The 20,320-nt window shown below is 44.9% G+C and carries 20 protein-coding genes; 3 read left to right on the top strand and 17 right to left on the bottom strand.

Annotation, left to right across the window (positions count from 1 at the left end):
* Window positions 1–102: 102 nt before the first annotated feature.
* From EBO34_RS02160 to EBO34_RS02145, 4 genes are all read right to left on the bottom strand, one after another.
* Window positions 103–999 carry a metal ABC transporter solute-binding protein, Zn/Mn family gene (locus EBO34_RS02160; RefSeq protein WP_249413975.1) on the bottom strand — a complete coding sequence of 299 codons (897 nt, stop codon included), beginning with the start codon at window positions 997–999 and terminating at the stop codon, window positions 103–105.
* Window positions 1,000–1,248: 249 nt separating this feature from the next.
* A complete protein-coding gene (locus tag EBO34_RS02155) occupies window positions 1,249–1,992 on the bottom strand; it encodes a PRC-barrel domain-containing protein (RefSeq protein WP_122896314.1) in 744 nt (247 codons plus the stop codon).
* 165 nt (window positions 1,993–2,157) lie between these two features.
* Window positions 2,158–3,840, bottom strand: a complete 1,683-nt coding sequence (locus tag EBO34_RS02150) for a glycoside hydrolase family 13 protein (protein WP_122896313.1) — start codon at window positions 3,838–3,840, stop codon at window positions 2,158–2,160.
* Window positions 3,841–4,842 (bottom strand): LacI family DNA-binding transcriptional regulator, encoded by a 1,002-nt coding sequence (locus EBO34_RS02145; RefSeq protein ID WP_122896312.1) that lies wholly within the window; start codon window positions 4,840–4,842, stop codon window positions 3,841–3,843.
* 155 nt (window positions 4,843–4,997) lie between these two features.
* Here EBO34_RS02145 and EBO34_RS02140 point away from each other — a divergent pair, with 155 nt between their 5' ends.
* Complete coding sequence (locus EBO34_RS02140) at window positions 4,998–6,974, top strand: alpha/beta hydrolase family protein (protein WP_122896311.1); 1,977 nt, start codon at window positions 4,998–5,000, stop codon at window positions 6,972–6,974.
* 39 nt (window positions 6,975–7,013) lie between these two features.
* Here EBO34_RS02140 and EBO34_RS02135 read toward each other — a convergent pair whose 3' ends face one another.
* Window positions 7,014–7,259 carry an HPr family phosphocarrier protein gene (locus EBO34_RS02135; RefSeq protein ID WP_122896310.1) on the bottom strand — a complete coding sequence of 82 codons (246 nt, stop codon included), beginning with the start codon at window positions 7,257–7,259 and terminating at the stop codon, window positions 7,014–7,016.
* Between the two features lie 257 nt (window positions 7,260–7,516).
* Between EBO34_RS02135 and EBO34_RS02130 the strand changes: the two genes are divergently transcribed.
* Complete coding sequence (locus EBO34_RS02130; RefSeq protein ID WP_122896309.1) at window positions 7,517–8,134, top strand: NUDIX hydrolase; 618 nt, start codon at window positions 7,517–7,519, stop codon at window positions 8,132–8,134.
* Here the strand turns inward: EBO34_RS02130 and EBO34_RS02125 are convergent.
* From EBO34_RS02125 to EBO34_RS02110, 4 genes are all read right to left on the bottom strand, one after another.
* A complete protein-coding gene (locus EBO34_RS02125) occupies window positions 8,131–9,615 on the bottom strand; it encodes an MDR family MFS transporter (protein ID WP_122896308.1) in 1,485 nt (494 codons plus the stop codon). The genes EBO34_RS02130 and EBO34_RS02125 overlap by 4 nt on opposite strands.
* 361 nt (window positions 9,616–9,976) lie before the next feature.
* Entirely contained in the window at window positions 9,977–10,213 is a 237-nt protein-coding gene (locus EBO34_RS02120; RefSeq protein ID WP_122896307.1) for a YrhC family protein, read from the bottom strand.
* 107 nt (window positions 10,214–10,320) lie between these two features.
* On the bottom strand, window positions 10,321–11,022 hold the full coding sequence (gene mtnN / locus EBO34_RS02115) for a 5'-methylthioadenosine/S-adenosylhomocysteine nucleosidase (RefSeq protein ID WP_122896306.1): 702 nt from the start codon (window positions 11,020–11,022) through the stop codon (window positions 10,321–10,323).
* Window positions 11,023–11,110: 88 nt separating this feature from the next.
* Window positions 11,111–12,520 (bottom strand): sodium/glutamate symporter, encoded by a 1,410-nt coding sequence (locus EBO34_RS02110; RefSeq protein ID WP_122896305.1) that lies wholly within the window; start codon window positions 12,518–12,520, stop codon window positions 11,111–11,113.
* A gap of 142 nt (window positions 12,521–12,662) precedes the next feature.
* Here EBO34_RS02110 and EBO34_RS02105 point away from each other — a divergent pair, with 142 nt between their 5' ends.
* The gene (locus tag EBO34_RS02105; protein WP_122896304.1) at window positions 12,663–12,869 is read left to right on the top strand and encodes a DUF2536 family protein; all 207 of its coding nucleotides are present in this window, start codon (window positions 12,663–12,665) and stop codon (window positions 12,867–12,869) included.
* A gap of 60 nt (window positions 12,870–12,929) precedes the next feature.
* On the opposite strand, the gene EBO34_RS02100 is transcribed toward EBO34_RS02105, so the two are convergent.
* The 8 genes from EBO34_RS02100 to EBO34_RS02065 form a co-directional block, all read right to left on the bottom strand.
* A complete protein-coding gene (locus tag EBO34_RS02100) occupies window positions 12,930–13,685 on the bottom strand; it encodes a YrrS family protein (protein ID WP_122896303.1) in 756 nt (251 codons plus the stop codon).
* Window positions 13,686–13,925: 240 nt separating this feature from the next.
* On the bottom strand, window positions 13,926–14,399 hold the full coding sequence (gene greA, locus EBO34_RS02095) for a transcription elongation factor GreA (RefSeq protein ID WP_122896302.1): 474 nt from the start codon (window positions 14,397–14,399) through the stop codon (window positions 13,926–13,928).
* Between the two features lie 339 nt (window positions 14,400–14,738).
* Window positions 14,739–15,374 (bottom strand): uridine kinase, encoded by a 636-nt coding sequence (gene udk / locus EBO34_RS02090; protein ID WP_122896301.1) that lies wholly within the window; start codon window positions 15,372–15,374, stop codon window positions 14,739–14,741.
* Window positions 15,374–16,642: a peptidase U32 family protein gene (locus EBO34_RS02085; protein ID WP_122896300.1), complete on the bottom strand. Its 1,269-nt coding sequence runs from the start codon at window positions 16,640–16,642 to the stop codon at window positions 15,374–15,376. Before EBO34_RS02085 ends, udk begins: the two co-directional genes overlap by 1 nt.
* 12 nt (window positions 16,643–16,654) lie before the next feature.
* Window positions 16,655–17,587, bottom strand: coding sequence for a peptidase U32 family protein (locus tag EBO34_RS02080; RefSeq protein WP_122896299.1), 933 nt, complete (start codon window positions 17,585–17,587; stop codon window positions 16,655–16,657).
* 17 nt (window positions 17,588–17,604) lie between these two features.
* The gene (locus EBO34_RS02075) at window positions 17,605–18,264 is read right to left on the bottom strand and encodes an O-methyltransferase (protein ID WP_122896298.1); all 660 of its coding nucleotides are present in this window, start codon (window positions 18,262–18,264) and stop codon (window positions 17,605–17,607) included.
* A 124-nt stretch (window positions 18,265–18,388) separates the two neighbouring features.
* Complete coding sequence (mltG, locus tag EBO34_RS02070) at window positions 18,389–19,528, bottom strand: endolytic transglycosylase MltG (protein ID WP_122896297.1); 1,140 nt, start codon at window positions 19,526–19,528, stop codon at window positions 18,389–18,391.
* A gap of 454 nt (window positions 19,529–19,982) precedes the next feature.
* Window positions 19,983–20,291 carry a DUF1292 domain-containing protein gene (locus EBO34_RS02065; protein WP_122896296.1) on the bottom strand — a complete coding sequence of 103 codons (309 nt, stop codon included), beginning with the start codon at window positions 20,289–20,291 and terminating at the stop codon, window positions 19,983–19,985.
* Between the last annotated feature and the right edge of the window lie 29 nt (window positions 20,292–20,320).

The raw sequence follows: 20,320 nt of genomic DNA, 5'->3' as shown, positions 1-20,320 counted from the left end.
TATTCAATACTTCACCCTATAAAAGTATAAGCATTATTTCCGAAAAGGTAAATAATACATAGAAAAAACAGGCGAGTTTATCCGCCTGTTTTACCTCTGTTTTTATTCTTTTAACCCTTCCACGAACGTCTTTGCGTTGTGTCGCAGCATATCGATATACGTTTCTGCACCCGAGCCTTCCTGGCCAAGGGCGTCTGTAAACACTTCACCTGCAATCGGTACATCGGCATTATTGGACACAGTCTCCATGTATCGCTGGTCAACCGTACTCTCTACGAAAACGGATGGAATTTCCCTGTCCTGTACAAGGTCAATTACCCGGTTGATTTGTGATGTGGTACCTTCTTCGTGTGAATTCATTTCCCATATTCCTACTGTTTCAAAGCCGTAGTCTTCACCGAAATACTTGAAGGCATTTTCACTTACAACGATTACCCGTTTGTCTTCCGGCAGTTCTTCAACCTCTTCCTGAATCCATGCGTCTAAATCTTCAAGCTCCTGAATGTAGCTTTCAGCATTTTCACGATAAATGTCTTCCCCTTCAGGGTCACGTTCGATCAGGTCCTCCACCAGATTTTCAACATAGATAATTCCGTTTTTGGGACTCAGCCAGGCGTGGGGATCCTCTTCCTCACTGTTGTTCAGATTTATAATGTCCACTCCGTCAGCCAGTTCAACCATTTCTGTATCCGATACATTGGACACAATCCGTCCGAGCCACCCTTCAAGACCAAGACCGTTTACGTAAAACACATCTGAATCGCTTACTTTACGAAAATCGCTTGGCACGGGCTCATATTCGTGAGGCTCTTCGCCGATCGGTACAATGTACTCTACCGAGCCCCGGTCACCGATTACCTCTTCAATAATATTGTTTAAGACGGAGAAGCTTGTGGTAATTTCAAGCCCTTCTCTTTCTACAGCGTATTCTTCCGCACCACAGGCTGCTACTGCAAGCGTTCCGAGTACAAGCATTGCAGCTCCCGTTATTTTTTTCACAAAATGTGTCATCCTTTTTCCCGCTCCCTTCACCTTTACAAAGCACTATATGTATACCTATTACTGAACGTGCCGTATTAAAACTATTTTTCCTGTAGGTTATTATTTTTTACCTGACTCAAAAAGTTTCCTTAAGGAAACTTTTTGAGCACTGACCACATTATAAAGAAATGGATGTGTATTTGTCTACCCATATCCTTAATTTTTCGTAAAAAAACAGGCCGGGAACGCGTCCCGTCCTGTTGTTCATTAATCCCAGTATTTCGGTTTGCCGTAGTGCTTGAACAATGTAGTCTCGAGCTCCCTGTCAATTGATTTTTCTTTTACATATTCAGGAGCATTTTCAATCTGCTCTTTTGTTACGTTAACACGCACAAAATTTTCGGCCCAGTCAACATCATCGATCCAATCAGTGGAGATGAGTACTTCCTTCCCTCCAGGAAGCCACCTTTTCGTATCTGCAACAATGTATCTGATCGTATACGACTTATCATCTACAATCAGATCCTTCACTTTTCCGAAGCTCTCAGCGGCGGTGGCAAGCTCTTTTCCTTCCACATCTTTTACACTCAGTACGTGGGAATCACTTTCGTGAATCTCCTGTACTCCTTCGTACCCTTCGCTCGTTAAATCCCGGGGCATCATGCCTGCGCCCCAGAGGCCGCCTCCCATCCAGTACGGGTTCAGGTTATAAAACCGGGCAAATTCACGTTCAAACTTTCTGGATACGGGCTCATTTCCGGGAGACGGACTATCTTTGGCTTCTTTCTCGGATATGGACACATGGAGTCTCTCTTCCTCAATGGAGTAACCCTGTATACTGGCGGGTGAAATGAACAGTTCTTTTCCATCAAACAAACCCCCGGTATCTGCAACAATATAGCGTACCGTCCATCTCAGATCGTCAAAATACAGATCACTTACAGATCCGATTTCACCCTCCGTTCCAATTACATTGAATGGTTTCATCATTCTCCTGTAAGACAAAAGCATTGGCAGCACTCCTTGTGTTTTGGATGATGCTATCACTTTACCCTGAAGGCCCTATTGTAAAACGGCACAGAAAGAGGCTGACCCGAAAGGACGTTTCTACCTTTTGGATCAGCCTTGAAGCCTTTGCCAATCTGCTTTTTGATTTAAGAGAATCCCTCTCTGAATTTAAACTTTATAGACTGCAGCTTCAAACGGACGAAGCCCGATGGACTCAGGAAGCTCACGCACAGCTTCGTTATCATAGTTACTGATCAGAAGCGTACCTTCTTTTCCGGCATAATGAGATGGTACCTCAAAGCTCGTTTCTTCACCGTAGAAATTGCAGACGACGAGGAGCTTTTCCCCATCCAGCGTACGTTCGTAAGCGAAGACACTATCGTCCTTTTCAGCCAGAAGGTCATAACCCCCGTAAACAATAATCTCATTCGTATGGCGGAGATTAATCAGCTTTTTGTAATAATGAAAAGTTGAATCCGGGTCGTTAACAGCCTGCTCTGCATTGATTTCAGTATAGTTCGGATTCACCTTCAGCCAAGGTGTACCGGTTGTAAACCCGGCATTTAGCCCGTCGTTCCACTGAACCGGTGTGCGGGCATTGTCACGGCCTTTTACGTAAATCGATTTCATAATGTCCTGGTGGGAAACGCCTTCTTCACGTTTTTCTTTATACATATTCAACGTTTCGATGTCTTCATATTCTTCAATCGAATCAAACTGTACGTTCGTCATGCCCAGCTCTTCCCCCTGAAAAATAAATGGCGTTCCCTTCATCATGTGAAGAAGAGTGGCCAGCATTTTAGCAGACTCCACACGGTACTCTTTATCATTACCAAAACGGGAGACCATGCGGGGCTGATCATGGTTGTTCATATACAAGCTGTTCCAGCCTTTTTCTTCAAGGGCTTTCTGCCATTTGGTGAGGTTTTCTTTTAAGTCACTGAGTTTTAACGGACGAAGGTCCCATTTCCCACCCGGACCGGAATCAAGGTCTACGTGCTCAAATTGGAACACCATGTTCACTTCTTCCCGCTCCTCGTCTGTATACTTACGGGCAATTTCCGGAGTGACGCCAGGCATTTCTCCCACCGTCATGGCATCATAGCCTTTCATTGCTTTTTGATTCATTTCATGGAGAAATTCATGAATACGCGGGCCATTCATAAAGTACTCTCCGCCTGATGCATACTTTTTTCCTTCCTGAGGCTTTCCATCCGGAAGTCCTTCTACTTTGGAGATGAAGTTTACAACATCCATACGGAAGCCGTCGATCCCTTTATCGAGCCACCAGCGCATCATTTCATATACTTCTTCACGAAGGGTCGGGTTTTCCCAGTTCAGGTCAGGCTGTTTTTTTGAAAAAAGGTGAAGATAATATTCATCTGTAGCTTCCTCATACTTCCAGGCAGAACCACTGAAGGCAGATTCCCAGTTGTTTGGCTCAGAGCCGTCTTCTTTACCAGGACGCCAGATGTAGTAATCACGGTACGGATTGTCTTTTGATTTCCTCGATTCTGCAAACCATGCGTGCTCATCGGAAGAGTGATTGACAACCAGGTCCATAATGAGACGCATGCCCCGGTTATGGATTTCTGCCAGGAGTTCCTCCCAGTCTTCCATCGTACCAAACTCGTCCATAATAGCCTTGTAGTTGCGAATGTCATACCCGTTGTCATCGTTCGGACTGTCATAGACAGGTGAAAGCCAGAGGACATCTGCGCCAAGTTCATTTAAGTAATCAAGCTTTTCCGTAATTCCTTTTAAATCACCGATCCCGTCTCCGTTACTGTCATTAAAGCTTCTTGGATAAATCTGATACACAACACTTTCTTTCCACCACTGTTTTGTCATTTACAGTTCCTCCTCATTAAACTTTCTGACTGTTTTTCTTTCTATAATGGCATGGTTCATATGACTTTCGCCCTGCCGGTTTTCAACCAGTGCCAGAAACGCGCGAGCCCCCATCTCATACAAAGGCTGGGCCACTGTAGTCAACGGCGGTATGGCCATCTCAGCTGCAAGTGTATTGTCATAGCCCATAACTGAAACATCACCCGGTACTGAAATTCCGGATTCATATGCTGCATGAAGAACACCTACCGCCATTTCATCACTTGTTGCAAAAACAGCGGTAAACGAGGCCGGACCCCGGAGCAGGTCCAGCATTCTTTCTTTCCCCGAGTTAAAACTGAAGTCTCCCAGCTTGATAAGAGCCTTATCAGGAATCAGGTTCCTTTCCTCCAGTGCTTTCAAAAACCCCCTGTAGCGGGGCTTACCGGCAATCGGGTCATCCAGATCTCCTCCGATAAAGGCGATTTTTGTGTGACCTTTAGTAAGAAGGTACCTTGCGGCGTCATACGCTGCTTTTTCGTCATTCACTTTTACATATGGAAAACGCTCATCTTCCGGTTTTGTGGCTGCCATTACGACAGGAATACCGAGTTCGTGAAGAGCCTTATTTTGATCGTCTGTAAGCTCCCCGCTGCCGTAGATAATTCCTTCCACACGTTTTTCTTTCAAAACATGCAAATAGTCGATTGTCCGCTTGCCGGCGGTACCGGTATTACAGACAACAACGCTGTACCCACGCTCTTTTGCAGCTGCCTCAATACCTTCAAGAAGCTTGCCGGCAAAGAGGCTTGACACGTTCGGAAGGAGTACGCCGATCGTTCTTGTGGGCCGGCCTACGAGACCACGGGCCAAAGCATTGGGACTGTAGCCAAGTTCCTTGACGGCCTTCAAGACTTTGTCTTTTGTCTCCCTTGAATATCCGGTCTGATTATTGATAATCCGCGATACAGTAGCGATGGAGACACCTGATCTTTTTGCCACGTCTTTAATTGTTACAGCCACCCTGGTCACCTCCGGAAACGAACGTAAACGTTTACGTATACGATTTTAGCATAGGATGCATGCGCTTTCAAACAGTATTTCACAGTGCGAATTGATTGAAGGTTCAGACAACGTCCATTATACTTAAAACATTCGGATAAAAAGGAGATTTGATAATGAAACGGCCCATCGAGATTGAAGACTTAAAAAAAATAACAACATTAAATGAACCTCAGCTTTCTCCTGATGGTGAAGCAATTGCGTACATAAAACAGACAATCAGTGAAAAAGACAAATACGTCTCTCAACTTTTTGTTCAGAAAACGGGCGAAAAACAAGCTGTACAGTGGACATTTGGAGAAGAGCGGGTCAGCTATCCCCGCTTCTCTCCGGACGGAAAGTGGATTGTTTTTCTATCCAACCGCGCTGAAAAGCCCCAGCTTTTTCTGCTCTCTACACACGGCGGGGAAGCCAAACAGCTTACTACCCTGAAAAACGGGGCAATGCAGCCTTCTTGGTCACCGGACAGTCAGCGCATTCTCTTTACAACTACCCTTGAACCCGGGGAAGACCTTCTCTCAAGACCTGAAGAAAAGCCTGAGGATAAAGAAAATGAGCCTCTTGTTGTGACCCGGCTCAAGTATAAATCCGATGCAAGTGGTTTTCTGGACAGCAAAACCAAGCAGCTTGCCTGCTACAGCCTTGAATCTGACGAAGCCATTCTCCTTACTGAGGGAGATTATAATCACGAGCCCGGCTCTTGGTCACCAGACGGCACAAAGGTGACGTTTTTTGCCAACAAAAAAGAGGATCAGGATTACCACATCATTTCAGACTTGTATGTTCTGGATGTAGAGTCAAAAGAAGAAACCCTCCTCACCGATGGAGAAGGGATTTATACGTTCCCGGTTTTCAGTCATGATGGGGCTAAAATTGCCTATTACGGCCACCGGAAAGAGTATTCAGGTGCCACACATATGAAGCTTTGGGTAATGGACATGTCTACCGGTGAATCAACCTGTCTGACAAAGGACTGGGATGTAAACCTTGGGGATACCGCTATCGGTGATCTCCGCTCCGGCCACCCGAGCCCCGGCCCGGTGTGGGATCTTGGAAACCAGAAGCTGTATGTTACAGCGAGTGTATACGGAAGTACGAACCTGTACAGTGTCACACTGGACAAAGAAGTTTCAGAGCTCGTGACAGGGCATCATCATATATACGGGTATGATATTTCACCACAACACCAGAAAGCTGTTCTTGCCATCAGCACTTCTGTGAATCCAGGAGATGCGTTTTTAGTTGACCTCTCCTCTGGAGAGCAGACACAGCTGACCGATGTAAACCGGACTTTCCTTGATGAAGTCCATATTTCAGCTCCTGAGGAAGTGAACTTTAAAGCAGATGACGGCTGGAACATTCACGGATGGGTAATGAAACCGTACGGATTTGAAGAAGGTAAAAAATATCCGGCAATCCTTGAAATTCACGGCGGACCTCACGCCATGTATGCCAATTCATTTTTCCATGAGATGCAGTTCCTTGCAGCTAAAGGATATGTTGTTCTTTATACAAACCCAAGAGGCGGCCACGGTTACGGACAGGCATTCGTAGATGCCTGCCGCGGTGATTACGGCGGAAAAGACTATACAGACCTTATGAGTGCAGTGGATCAGGCTGTGGAGCAATTTGACTATATTGAGGAAGACCGGCTCGGGGTAACCGGCGGGAGTTACGGCGGGTTTATGACAAACTGGATTGTCTCCCACACAGACCGCTTTAAAGCCGCAGCGACTCTCCGCTCCATTTCCAACTGGATTAGTTTCTACGGCGTTAGTGACATCGGCTATTTCTTTACAGAGTGGGAGATTGGTGCTGATCTCTTCACGGATCCTGATAAAATGTGGGATCACTCGCCGCTGAAATACGTGAAGGATATTAACACACCTCTTCTCATTCTCCACGGGGAACGTGATTTCCGCTGTCCTGTAGAACAGGCTGAGCAGCTTTTTGTTGCTTTAAAGCACCAGAAAAAGGAGACACGCCTCGTCCGCTTCCCGAATGCAAACCACGAGTTGTCAAGGAGCGGTCCGCCAAAGCTTCGCTACGCCCGTTTAAAAGAGCTTGAAAATTGGTTTAACCAGTATTTATAAAAAAACAGCAAAGAGCGCTGCAGTGCAGCGCTCTTTGTCTTAAGCTTGAGAAAAGTATCCGGTTCCCAGCAGTTCTTCAGTAAAAGCAGCTTCATCCTCGCCCTGCACGTCTACTTCCACTGTCTGATCCGGCTGAAGCGAAAGTGCCAGTACGCCCAGCAGACTCTTTGCATCGACCACCCAGTGGTCTTTTTTAATAAGGATGGTTGACGGATACTGGGACGCCAGATTAACGAGTGTGCTTGCTGATTCTGCAAAAATCGGTTTGTTTACTGTAAGTTTCATCGGTTTCGCCTCCTCCATTTTCTAATTATCATTATAATTTGCTTCAATTTTAATTACAATTAAAAATATAGCGGCTGTTAAAGGAGCATCCCTTTGTCCTTTATACCCCGAAGGAGAAGACCTCGGGACTTCTCTTTAAAGCCCCCCTTTTGATAAAATGAACGTATATATACGAAATTTAACCTGTTGTTATTTCGGCACCATCATTCTATCCACCTGCCTGTTACTAAAGCTGAACATAAAGGAGTCCGACATGTATGAAACCTACAAGCACTAATATCAGCGCATTCTTTCGTGACAGAAAGCCCGGTCTTCTTGACCAGGAGCATTACCGCTCATTTGCATTATTTGTACCGATCATCTATAAAAATGACGAGCCTCACCTGTTGTTTCAGGTACGGGGAAAAAATATCAAACAGCCGGGAGAAATCTGCTTCCCCGGGGGGAAAGTAGACCCGGATGATAAAAGTGCAGAAGATGCTGCCGTCCGGGAGTTGGTAGAAGAGATTGGGGTCACTTATGAAGATGTAGTCGTCTACGGTCCCCTTGATTATATGATCACCCCTTACCGGTTTAACATTTTTCCATTCATAGGTGAAATCCACCCTCAAGCAGAGATGAACATCAACCGCACTGAAGTCGAGGAAGTCTTTACGGTGCCAGTGCAGGCTCTAAAGGACATGGAAGTGAAAACATACAACATTTATCTGGAAGTACAGCCGGAAGAAACGTTTCCCTATCACCTCATACCAGGAGGAGAAAACTACAACTGGCGGACCGGCGTTGTTCACGAGCATTTTTATGAATATGAGGGGCGGATCATCTGGGGGCTCACTGCCCGGATTTTAAAACATGTTCTTCATTTCTTACCCTAATTGCTCCCTTTGTCCTTTTTCGGCAGAGAAACAATCAGCCCGATACTGATTAAGGCCATGATAAACACCCCGAGATACACACTGTTCAACGCAAAGGCAATCCCGTCGGAGAGGACGTTTAATTCCTCTTCAGAAAACCGTCGCCGTTCTACAGGATCTAAAAGGAGATTAGCTGCATCAAGAGTCTGGGGAAGGTCAATTCCGGCGCCTTCCTCCTTAAGATAACCTGCAAGCCGGTTGTTTAAGAGACCTCCGAGCATAGCAACACCAAGGGCACTTCCAAGGATCCGCATGAACATGTTTGAAGCTGTCGCTGTTCCTCTCACGTTCCAATCAACCTGACTCTGGATTGACACAATAAATGTTGTTGTAGTAAATCCCATCCCTCCTCCGATAAAAAACGAAGCTGCCCCTGCCCAGAGTGGTTGCTGAACATAGGACAGAAGAAGAAACATTGTCGCACCGATCAATAGACTGCACGCGCCGAGCATGGCTGTTTTTCTCGAGCCAAGGGGCACAAGCAGCCGCCCTGCGAGTGTTGACGATATCGGCCACCCAACACTCATCATAGTGAGCGTAAATCCTGCTGTCATTGCCGACTCTCCCAGTACAATCTGCACATAGGTCGGAAGGTAGCTCGACACACCGATCAAAACGGCACCGAGAGTAAGAGAAGCCACATTCGCCGTCGCAATTAACCGGTCATTCCAGATTGAAAGAGTCATAACCGGATCCTTGGCCCGCTTTTCCTGACGGATAAACATCAGGAGACTAAAAACGAACACCCCCAACAGGCCTCCAGTCTGAGGAGAAGCCCACGCCCAGGCTGTGCCGCTTTGGATAAAGACGAGCATAAGTGCTGTGATCCCTACAAGAAGGTATCCTGTTCCCGCATAGTCGATCTGTTTTTTCTCCTTCTTTACTTTCTCTTTCAGGAAAAAGATAATTCCAGTAACAGAGATAATACCGATTGGAATGTTAATCCAAAACACCCACTGCCAGTGGGCAAACTGAAGAATCAGTCCCCCGAGGACAGGTCCCATAACGGCAGAAATTCCCCACACACTTGCTAAATAACCCTGGATTTTTGCCCGTTCTTCTTTTGTATATATATCCCCTACAATTGTCGTTGCAATCGGCTGTACAGCCCCAGCTCCGATTCCCTGTATCACCCGGCTTGCAATAAGCCATTCAATGGAAGGAGCAAACCCACACATAACCGACCCGATGAGAAAAAAGCTTACACCGGTGGCGAAAACGATTTTTCTTCCGAACATATCTGAGAGTTTTCCGTAGATTGGAATTGTCACGACCTGCATCAGTAAATATGTAGAAAAAATCCAGCTGAATAACGAAAAACCGCCAAGATCAGCGACTATACTTGGCATTGCTGTTGAAACGATCGTGGCTTCAACTGCACTCATGAACATCGCAAGCATGACGCACGCCAAAATAAGAGGCCTTCTTTTACTGCTCCCCATAATACCCCTCCGACAGACTATTCTTTTTTAAGTTTGATTATATCATGTCTTCTTCAATGAGCAGTACAGACGGGTTTTGTCCAGTAAAAATAAACATTTGGCAGATATAGCGATTCTTTAAGGCTCCTTTGAAAAACAATTAGGAAGCGTGTTACTAGCCTTTATTGAAATTCAGCTTCGTTGAACGGAATACAGTGTCCTTAAAAAGCAAAAGATAGCGTTACTGGTAGAGGAAGAAGCAGGTAAACCCTTCAGGAGGCTCACCTGCGCCTTCACTGCAATGAGAGTAAATCTACACGTGAGGTTAACAGAGCCTTCTAAAAAAAAGAACGCCCGAAATGGACGTCCTTTTATCACTTTCCTATTCATCTTCATGGAGCTTCTTCTTTGTACCCATTGCAATTCTATGAAACACAACGGCTGCAAGAAGGGCTGCAACGTTCATTCCCATCAGAATGGGCTGGTGTTCTGCCGCCAGCGCTTCATTGGGAATAAGAATACCGACAAACATAAATATACTTAACGCCAGCATCACAAAGGCGTATCGTTTATAATCCGTAACCTTGGCTTTCAATGTTTCAACCTGCTGTTGTGACATGGAGCATCACCTCACGAATAGAGTAACTCTCTCTTGCAAAGCAATTCTATTATATCATGAAGGTGTGCGGGATCTGGTTAACAATTCCCACCAAATATGCCGGTTTTTTACCGCTGTTGTCTGATTTCTTCTAGCATAGCAATGACCATTCTCGCAGAGTTTACAGATGCTGTTTCCAAAAATTCATCATAGGATACTTTCGCATCTTTCCCTGCAATGTCAGACAGAGAACGAATGATGACAAACGGGCATTGGAACTGGTGACACACCTGCGCAATAGCCCCTGCTTCCATTTCCGAACAATACGGGTCGTTGAACCGCGAGCGGATATTTTCTACACGCACATGATCACTCATAAATGAATCCCCTGATATGATTAATCCTGGAACAGAGCGAACCCCTACTTCTCCGGCACATTTCTCAGCAATCGTCTTTAACTCCTCATTCGGCTCATAGAACGCTGGCATTCTCGGTACCTGGCCAAACTCGTAGCCAAACACAGTAGCATCTACGTCGTTATAACGGACTTCTGTAGAAATGACCACATCTCCCACAGCAAGCTCTTTATGAAAGCCTCCGGCAGAACCGGTATTAATAATGGCATCGGGATGATAAAGCTGATTCATAAGTGTTGTACAAATCGCAGCATTGACTTTGCCGATTCCAGATTTAGAAACAACCACTTCAACACCCTGTAATTTCCCAAAGTAAAACTCACAGCCTGCAATCACTTGTTCTTCTCTGATATTCATCTTTTTCTTCAGAAGTTCAACCTCTTCTTCCATTGCACCGATTATTCCAACTATCATAAGGCATTCCCTTCCTTTTATCCAGGCCGCAGCCCTTCACTTATTCACAACTTTTATCATAGTACAGGAGTGGTGCAAGAACAAGATACTATTTTCTTCCGAAGTATAACAAACCGAATAAGAGCCAGCCAATCGTAATAATGGTAGCAAAGATTAATACTGCAACCGGACCGAACTGGAATATCAGCGGCAGCGATGCGGCGGTAAAGAGTCCCCCTCCTACAAACGGCTCGAACATTATCTGTTTGTACCCAAAACCTTCAAGGGCCGGGGTTTTGTTATCCGGGTCTGCCACTTTCATTAAAAGTAACCCAGTGGCTGTAATACCTGTTGCCTGTCCAAAGTCACCAATACCTCGTTCAAACCAATATTGAGGGATCATTTTTGGTGCAAGTACAACAAAAGCAAATACGTTCCATACAACACCTGCAACAGCAAGTGTGACAAAGGCAGCCAGGTTGTCCCCGATGACTGTAAGAGAAACCGTTGCAAGGGCACTCACAATTAACACATCAAGTGAAAATCCTGATATCCTGTTAATCATCTTACGGTCAATCAGACGGAATTTATCGTATTTATCCGAAATAAGCTGTGTAATAATCCCCCCGACCATGGCAAGGGGGAAGAGTGGAACATAAATCATCAGGTACGTGTCTGTCCAAGGTCCCCAAGTGAATGCTTCCAGCAGGATTAATCCTTCAAGAAGAATAAAACCAATAAAGATTGCAATTCCCACATAAGCAATGTGCAGAGACAAAGGTTCAATTGATTCCGGACGGGTCGTCAGCTCTCCTGCGCTGTCGCGGTTTTCAAGTTCAACGATTCCGTTACGTCCGTTACTGGACAATCCCTGCTGACCGCCTACTTCCTTGGCGTATCCTTTTCTTGCTCCCCAGTTAATCAGGATAATACCGACAACCACACCGGTTAAAATACCGATTGTGGCAAGACCGATTGCCAGGTCAGCACCCTCTTCAAATCCAAGATCTGCAAATGTACCAGACAGACCGGCGGCGGTACCGTGACCACCGACGAAACTGATTTCAATGAGGGCACCTGCCATCGGGTTTACGCCGAATACCGGCGCCAGCAGGAAAACAGCTAAGAGCAAACCGACAACATACTGTCCCCAGGAAACCATCTGACCCATAACGACCTGCGGACCCCCGATGATCCATACCTTCCTCAGGCTGGGCAGTGTCTTACCCAGAAATAATGACGCAAAAACGATATTAATAAACAGTCCGGGCAGTTCGGACCAGACTTCCACCACTTCAGGCGGTACAAATCCGTTTGTAAGTATATAATCATCTGACGTAAACAAAGCCACAATCCGCCCTAAAATCTCCGGCCCTAATACTAATGCCAGTAATCCTGCAATAATGGATGTTGGCAAGAACAGCTTCTGCAAAAGTGGTGAAAAAACGCGGATCCACTTTCCAATAACAATAAACAAACCTAATAAGATAAAACTAAGACCAATCATTTCCGGTGACATGGCTGTCCCCTCCCTCGACTACTAGTGATTCCAATCTCTAAGATGTATCGAAATTATTCTTTTACTTTTTGGCCGTTCTCTTGTTGTTTGACTGCAACGTTTAGTATGCTTAGTATGTAGAAAATTAGCAGGGGTGTGGAACATGTTCTTACATACAGAAGCGTTCAAAGACAAAATTGAATTTTTTGAAGCGGGCAGCTTAAAAGCACTCGAAAAACAAATCCAGCAGAAAATAGAGGACAACCAGGCAATTATGCTCAGTGTGCATCACGTATCACATCAGGTATCAACTCATCCTAAGGGCTACTTAGTTTACACCGCAGTTGTCCACTTTAAAGCTCAAAATTAAAAATGATTACTAGTGTGAACGCCCGCTATGAAAGACATAGCGGGCGTTACCATTGAGTTATTAATTATAAGGATTCGACGATAGCTGATCCACAGATACAGGCTTCCATCCTTCATTCTCTACCCATTCTATCCGGACTTCAAACGGGGTGTTTGCTTCAGATGATTCGCTGATTACGGCTACTGCGCTCTGAGGGTCTCCACCGTTCTGGATACGCCAGAGGGTGACACCGTCGCTTCCTTCATTTAATCCTGTAGCCTGTTCAACAGCCTGCATCATCTCGCCCCAGTTTACGTGGTCACGGCTGTAATGTTCACTTGTCATCGCAAACGGTTCACTCTGCGAAGTTCCTACCGGACGAAATTCTCCATCGTCAGAAGACGTATCTTCTTCAGTTCCTTCGTCTTCTGTACCCTCTTCTGATGATGATTCTTCTTCTGATGATGATTCTTCATCTGCTTCATTGGAGTCACCATCTTCATTGCCTGCTTCGTCAAGGTCGGAAGAATCGGCACTCTCATCAAACTCACTGTCACTGCCTTCTTCAGCTTCCTCTTCTGTTCCATCCTGCTCGGCATCTTCTTCTGATTCAATGTTGAGATCACCGTTGTCTGATTCACCTGTGGTCTGATCTTCTTGCTCTTGTTGTTCCTCCGTCGTTGCCGGAGATGATCCTCCGCCAAAAATGGTCATCCCTGCCACAACAAAGATCGTGATAACTACGACGCCTATTGCTACGTTTAACAAACGGTTAATACGTTGCTTTTTCTTCATATCTGCCCTGTTTGGGCCACCATAATTCCCGTATTGAGCCAATTACAAGACCTCCTTATTCACATACGCTCAAATTACACATGGATATTATAGCCCATTTGCTCTAATATTTCGAGGTGCAATTCTACTCTTTGGCGGTTCTAATAGAGTTTTACATAATGCTGAATGCAACAGCCGAGACTTTTTCGCTACCCTTATTCGCTCTGCACTCTCATCTTCTTGCAAAAAACATCCTTAAAAAAACACAGTCAGCGTTATTACACGCTGACTGCGTATTCTAAATTAGTTTACTTCGAGGATCTCAACTTCCATTTCTCCGCCCGGAGTCTGTACGCTGACTTTTTCGCCAATCGTTTTACCGAGAAGGCTCTGTGCCATAGGTGAGTCGTTTGAGATTTTCCCCTCCATCGGGTCAGCCTCGGCACGGCCGACGATCTGATAGCTTTCTTCTTCTCCGTCAGGAAGCTCTTTGAACTTCACGGATTTACCGAGGGATACGACACTGGAGTCAGAAGCATCTGCTTCAATGATCTCAGCGTTTCGGATCATTTTTTCAAGTTGATTGATCCGGCCTTCTACAAAGGCCTGTTCTTCTTTTGCAGAATCATACTCGGAGTTCTCAGAGAGATCTCCAAAGTCGCGAGCTACTTTTATACGTTCAACGACCTCTTTACGCCGCTCTGTTTTCAAGTACTCTACTTCTTTTTCTAACTTTTCTTTACCTTCGTGAGTCATATAGTGTTTTTCTTCTGCCATGTCTTTCACTCCTCCAAACAATTTACTCATTTAGCGAACGCTTTCATTTGTTTAAGGCTGGTTAATCATGATCAATGGGCGATCCGTTAAAGGACAAAGGATTGTAACTAAGTCATATGAACTAAATGTGAAAATATGATTACATAATCAGGTAACGATCCGCCACTCATTCATTATGAATACGTATTAATATATAGGTATTGAAGCCAAAACGCAAATATTATACGAAAAGCCCGTCCCTCTGCCATATAAAGAAACGCCCAGTGCCCGGAACATGGTCAGTACCCGGACACTGAACTTTTAGTCGCTTGCCAAATGATTCCTTATTTTCTAATCCTATTATAAAATAGCTTTTTCTTCAAGGATGGTTTTAATTTTTGTGACCATCAAATCAATGGCTACCCGGTTCTGGCCACCTTCTGGCACGATCACATCTGCATAGCGTTTCGTAGGTTCAATAAATTGCAGATGCATAGGTCTGACTACACTCGTGTACTGATCAATGACACTGTCAATCGTTCGGCCACGCTCATTGATGTCGCGCATCATACGGCGGATAATCCGGATATCAGAATCTGTGTCGACAAATAGTTTGATATCCATCATATCACGGAGGCGCTCATCTTCCAAAATTAAAATACCTTCAAGAATGATAACATCTCTCGGTTCAACAGGAATAACCTCTTCACTTCTTGTATGATTTTTGTAATCATAAACAGGCTTATTCACAGGCTCTGAGTTTTTCAGCTGCTTCAGATGCTCAAGGAGCAGATCATTATCAAAAGCGAGAGGATGATCGTAGTTGGTCTGCAATCGCTCTTCCATCGGCAGGTGGTCCTGATTTTTATAGTATGCATCCTGTTCAATCATAACGATGGACTGGTTCATAAACTGACGGTAAACCTCGTTTGCCACCGTTGTTTTACCGGAGCCGGAACCCCCTGCTACACCGATGATGATCGGCTTTTTATCCATTATAATACTCCCTTTCTCATCATATTATTAGGATAAAGAGGTCGATCAACTTTAAAGCGCACAACCTGCAGCGGATGTCTTGCTGCATCTAACTCTTTTCCTTTATCATTCCAGACGGTACCTACCTTCTGGATGAAGTTCTCTATCTGCGGTCCGAAAAACTCTATTTCATCACCGGGCTCAAAATAGTTCCGTTGCTGCAGTGTCACCATTTGGGTTTCTTCATCATAGTCAAGAACAAGCCCTGTAAAGTCATGTGAAGCCTGTTTTTTATGATTTGTGAACAGCTGCTCTTCGTACCCCGGCGTATTTTCAAAAAATGCCGGTGCAGCAGGCCGGTTTGCACATTTTGCAAGTTCAGTAAGCCATTCTTTTTTGATATAAAAGTTATCAGGGTCAGCGCAGTACGCATCGATGACCTTCCGATATACACTGACTACTGTTGCTACATAATGAATCGATTTCATACGGCCTTCTATTTTCAGACTGTCAATACCTGCTTCAACGAGCTTCGGAATGGCTTCTATCAGGTTTAAATCCTTCGGGCTCATGGCAAATGGAGCATCTCCATCATTAAACAGGGCAGTTTGATCTGCAGATTCAGCGTCCCCTTCATAAAGGAAGTAATCCCAGCGGCAGGACTGACAACATCCGCCACGATTGGAGTCCCGGGCTGTCATATGGTTACTCAGCACGCAGCGTCCGGAATATGCGATACACATAGCTCCGTGAATAAACGTTTCAATTTCGATATCCACGTTTCGCTTCATCTCCAGCATTTCTTCCAGACCCACCTCACGGGCAAGAACGACACGTTCAAGCCCTTCCTCTTTCCAGAAATTAACTGCCTGCCAGTTTGTGAGTGACTGTTGGGTAGACAGGTGAATCTCCAGTGTCGGAGCAGCCTGCTTGCACGTTTCGATGATTAGAGGATCGGCGACAATAATACCGCTGATACCTACACGCTCCAGTTCCTTCAAGTAGCCCTCAAGCCCGTCCATGTTTTCGTTGTGTGCAAATATATTTGTCGTTACATAAATTCTGGCGTTGAATTTGTCTGCATAGGCAACTCCTTCTGCCATTTCATCAATGGAAAAGTTACCTGCATTGGAACGGAGGCCAAAATCCTGTCCGCCGATAAAGACTGCGTCCGCACCATATTCAACAGCAATTTTTAATTTTTCAAGATTTCCTGCCGGTGCAAGAAGTTCCGGCTTTTTTGTAATGACACGCTTACCATCCGCTGTTTTAACTGATATCTCGGCCATACTTTTTCCCCCTTAATACACGGTTTCCTTAAAGAAGAAACCAGTATCCAGATCCCTGTTCTCAGGTTGAACTTCTTTAGCACGTAATAGAAAGTCTTCTTTTTTATCAAAGTAAGCATCAGCATCCGTCGCATACAGGTCGATTGCTTCCCTGTAAAGCTTTGTGACTTTCACAAGGTACTCCGAACTTTTCAGGATGCCTTCAATCTTAAAGCTGTCAATCCCTGCATCCACCAATTCGTCCAGTTCATCAATCATACACATATCTTTCGGGCTCATAATGTGAGTTCCATTCTTGTCTTCCCAGACGGGATATTTGTAATCACGCTCAGGATCGAACAGGAAAAGACTGCGGTCTTTACTCTTTCCTTCCACCTTCAGATCCTTCCCCTGGAAGTCCATATAGTTTCCAATCAATGTGCGTTTAGACTGGAACATACAGCTCATCCCGTGCACTTGAACTTCAATCTCAACCTCTGCATTTTCCTTAATTTCCACCACAGAATCAAGGTTCAGTTCCCGAGCGAGCACAGCACGGCGGGCACCTTTTCTCCCCCAGTAATTGGCAGAATACCAGTTTGTCCCGGTTGTTTCCGTACTCCAGAACAAAGGCATATCAGGTGCTGATTCCCTGGCAACCATCAGTACACCCGGATCTCCAAAAACGACAGCATCCACGCCGGCTTCGTTTAAAAAGGTAAGGTATTCCGGGAGCAGAGGCAGCATCTCATTGTGAAACAGAGCATTCACAGCTACGTATACTTTAGCTCCTCCTGCGTGAGCAACTTCGACAGCTTTTTCTACTGCTTCTTTGCCAAATTCACCGGCAAGCCGTAGGCCAAAACGTTCTTCACCAATCAAAAATGCATCCGCTCCAGCTTCCATTAAAGGAGAAATATCTTCAACACGAGCAGGTGTTATAAGAAGCTCCGGTTTTTTTGTCATATCTGCACCAGCCTTTCTTATCCGTTGTTACGGGGTTCTTTTATACTTACCATCAATCCGTCTCCGATAGGATAGATCATGCTTTGAAAACGGCCGTCTGCCATGCGGGCTTCATTATACTGCTGCAGACGTTTTACCATCTGCTCCATACGCTTTTTCTCAGGTGTTCTTGTACCCGGTACAAGCCCCTTAAAAAGGATATTATCGGAGAAAATAACTCCTCCCTCGTTAACCATCGGCTCATAAAGCTCAAAAAAACGTTCATATTGCCCTTTAGCCGCATCGATAAACAGTGCATCGAACGGTCCAAGCTGAGAAACCTGGTCCGCTGTTTCCAGAGCATCTCCTTCAATAATCGTGATCCGGTCCTGTGCATTCGCTCTCTCGTGAAACGCTCTTGCCTGACGGATACGATCCGCGTCCCGTTCAATTGTTACGACTGTCGAATCCTTAAGACGGTCTGCCATTCTGAGAGAAGAATAGCCAATTGCCGTTCCAATTTCCAAAATCTGCTTAGGCTTGTGAAGACTCATCATCAAAAGCATCGCTTCGAGTCCTGTCTGTTCCATAATCGGCACCCGTTCTTCACGGGCCAGAGATTCCATTTCAGATAAAATCCCGGTTCTTTCCGGGAGTAAAGCTTCTATATAGTGTTCTGTTTTCTCTTGATCGTTCATAAAAAAAGGGCCTCCTTTTTTGGGTGCCTTCGATTATAAATTATGCGCATTCAGTTATAAACACCGACTTATTTTAACATAAAAATAAAGGAAATGCACGGGGCATTCCCTTTCTGAAGTCATTTTAATTGTTGTCACGGTGCTCCCTTAAAACATCCTGATGATCTGAATACGTTTCAGAGAAGAAAGACTGTCCGTCTTCTGAATGATAGAAGTATAGATAGTCGTGATCTTCAGGATTAAGGGCAGCGATAATCGAGTTCTGGCCCGGGTTGTTAATCGGCCCCGGAGTAAGCCCTCTGTTCACATACGTATTGTATGGGTGATCTGTTTGTGTATCATCCCTGGTTGTACGTGATATATGCTTATTTTGGGCATACGCGATCGTAGGATCCATCTGCAATGGCATGTCATCTTCAAGGCGGTTATGAATAACACCTGAAATGGTCTCACGTTCCTCATCGCCAATCGATTCTGCTTCGATGATGGAAGCCATCGACAATATTTCATGAACAGTGTATTCACTTGCTTCAATTTCATCAGCCATGTTAGCCAGAATTCCCTGGGTTCTGTCCAGCATGGTTGTAAGGATTTCTTCCATTTCAGGGTTTTCTTCTGTAAAGTCATACCGTGCCGGGAATAAGTACCCTTCAAGCGGATGACGGATGTCTTCGTCTTCCAAAATCTCTTCGTCCAGCATGGCATACTCATCAATGAGTTCCCTCAGGTAATCTTCATCAGAGAGGAGCTCCATAAACTCATCGTACTCATGCTCTGTGTTTTCGGCAATGTGGTTGATAATTGTCTCCAGCCAGCGGCCTTCAGGAATTGTAAAGCTGAACTCATAGTCCTGATATACCCGGCCTTCTTTTAATGCCGCAATAATTTCATCCATATCCATGGACGGAGACAGCTCATATTCTCCCGCCTGAAATCCGCCTTCATTTTTATAACGGACATAATAGCGGAATATGGTTGCGTTACTGATAAGTCCTTCGCTTTCCAGGATGTTTCCGATACCGGAAGTCGAAGAGCCGATTGGAATTTCAACTGAGGTTGCTTCCTCAGCTTCTTCATCCACCGGTCCAATTGCATTTGTAATGTAAACATATGTACCCGCTGCTGCACCTACTACGGATAGTAAAATTACAACAAAGCAGATCAGCACAATCTTTCGCACCAAACTCGCTTCTTTTTGTTTTTCAATTAATTTGCCGCTTATTTGATTTTCTTCATGATTGTGTTGGTCTTTCTTATCGGACAAGATCTTTTTCCCCCTTCCATACGTTCTCTATTATACTATAATCCGACAAATTATCGATGCTTTTGCGGTATTTTATCTGTTCACTATGGCTTTGGTCGGTTGCAGCATGGAGCGGGAAGGACCGGGTCATGGAGTCATGGAGAAAGTAAATCCGTTTGAGGTGTTATTTTGACGGATTGAGTTGTGTATGTGGCTAAACGTTGAAATTCAAATCCTAAACGTAAAAATTCAGAGCCTAAGTGTAAAAACAGCCGCGCTGTCCCGGATGAAATCAAATATCCCTAGGACTGAATTTATAAATAAGAATGGGAGGTCCTGCATAACCGTATTTGATTCTTATTTTCACCAGCTTATATTCGACAGATCTATTCGTCCGACTCGGTGGTCTGGCTGTATGACAGCAGCAAACATAGTATTCAAATTAAAAAACCGCCCTGCTGGGGCGGTTTTATGATTATTCCACTTCGTCTTCTTCAGCTGTGAATGTGTTCAACAGTTCTTCAACCATTGCCCACTCTTCTTCTGATTCAATTGGGAAAAGAGCGATGTCTTCGCCTTCCGGCTCTTCGTATTTGAACGCATGAACCTCGATTTCTTCGTCGTCTGTCTCGTAAGCGCCCGCCGGGGCAAGGACGATGTAGGAGTTGCCTGTGCTGTCTACATCAAAGCTGAACAGCACTTCAAACAAATGCTCTTCCCCTGTTTCATCCGGGATTACGATTTGTTCTTGTTCTTCTGGTTTTTGCATACGAAATTCGCTCATGTAAAACCCTCAATTCTTCTCATTTTTAG

This window comes from Alteribacter keqinensis (assembly GCF_003710255.1).
Lineage (GTDB): Bacteria > Bacillota > Bacilli > Bacillales > Salisediminibacteriaceae > Alteribacter > Alteribacter keqinensis.
Note: the sequence above shows the minus strand (reverse complement) of the source record. Positions and strands in the feature narration are given on the sequence as shown.

Bases quoted from the DNA above. Each gene is read 5' to 3' on its own strand.
- EBO34_RS02150 (WP_122896313.1), bottom strand. From the start codon at position 3,840: ATGACAAAACAGTGGTGGAAAGAAAGTGTTGTGTATCAGATTTATCCA.
- udk (WP_122896301.1), bottom strand. From the start codon at position 15,374: ATGGATAAAAAGCCGATCATCATCGGTGTAGCAGGGGGTTCCGGCTCC.
- EBO34_RS02080 (WP_122896299.1), bottom strand. From the start codon at position 17,587: ATGACAAAAAAACCGGAGCTTCTTATAACACCTGCTCGTGTTGAAGAT.
- EBO34_RS02135 (WP_122896310.1), bottom strand. From the start codon at position 7,259: ATGAAACTTACAGTAAACAAACCGATTTTTGCAGAATCAGCAAGCACA.
- EBO34_RS02130 (WP_122896309.1), top strand. From the start codon at position 7,517: ATGAAACCTACAAGCACTAATATCAGCGCATTCTTTCGTGACAGAAAG.
- EBO34_RS02105 (WP_122896304.1), top strand. From the start codon at position 12,663: ATGTTCTTACATACAGAAGCGTTCAAAGACAAAATTGAATTTTTTGAA.
- EBO34_RS02155 (WP_122896314.1), bottom strand. From the start codon at position 1,992: ATGCTTTTGTCTTACAGGAGAATGATGAAACCATTCAATGTAATTGGA.
- mtnN (WP_122896306.1), bottom strand. From the start codon at position 11,022: ATGATAGTTGGAATAATCGGTGCAATGGAAGAAGAGGTTGAACTTCTG.
- EBO34_RS02065 (WP_122896296.1), bottom strand. From the start codon at position 20,291: ATGAGCGAATTTCGTATGCAAAAACCAGAAGAACAAGAACAAATCGTA.
- EBO34_RS02085 (WP_122896300.1), bottom strand. From the start codon at position 16,642: ATGGCCGAGATATCAGTTAAAACAGCGGATGGTAAGCGTGTCATTACA.
- EBO34_RS02125 (WP_122896308.1), bottom strand. From the start codon at position 9,615: ATGGGGAGCAGTAAAAGAAGGCCTCTTATTTTGGCGTGCGTCATGCTT.
- EBO34_RS02120 (WP_122896307.1), bottom strand. From the start codon at position 10,213: ATGTCACAACAGCAGGTTGAAACATTGAAAGCCAAGGTTACGGATTAT.
- greA (WP_122896302.1), bottom strand. From the start codon at position 14,399: ATGGCAGAAGAAAAACACTATATGACTCACGAAGGTAAAGAAAAGTTA.
- EBO34_RS02075 (WP_122896298.1), bottom strand. From the start codon at position 18,264: ATGAACGATCAAGAGAAAACAGAACACTATATAGAAGCTTTACTCCCG.
- EBO34_RS02110 (WP_122896305.1), bottom strand. From the start codon at position 12,520: ATGTCACCGGAAATGATTGGTCTTAGTTTTATCTTATTAGGTTTGTTT.
- EBO34_RS02140 (WP_122896311.1), top strand. From the start codon at position 4,998: ATGAAACGGCCCATCGAGATTGAAGACTTAAAAAAAATAACAACATTA.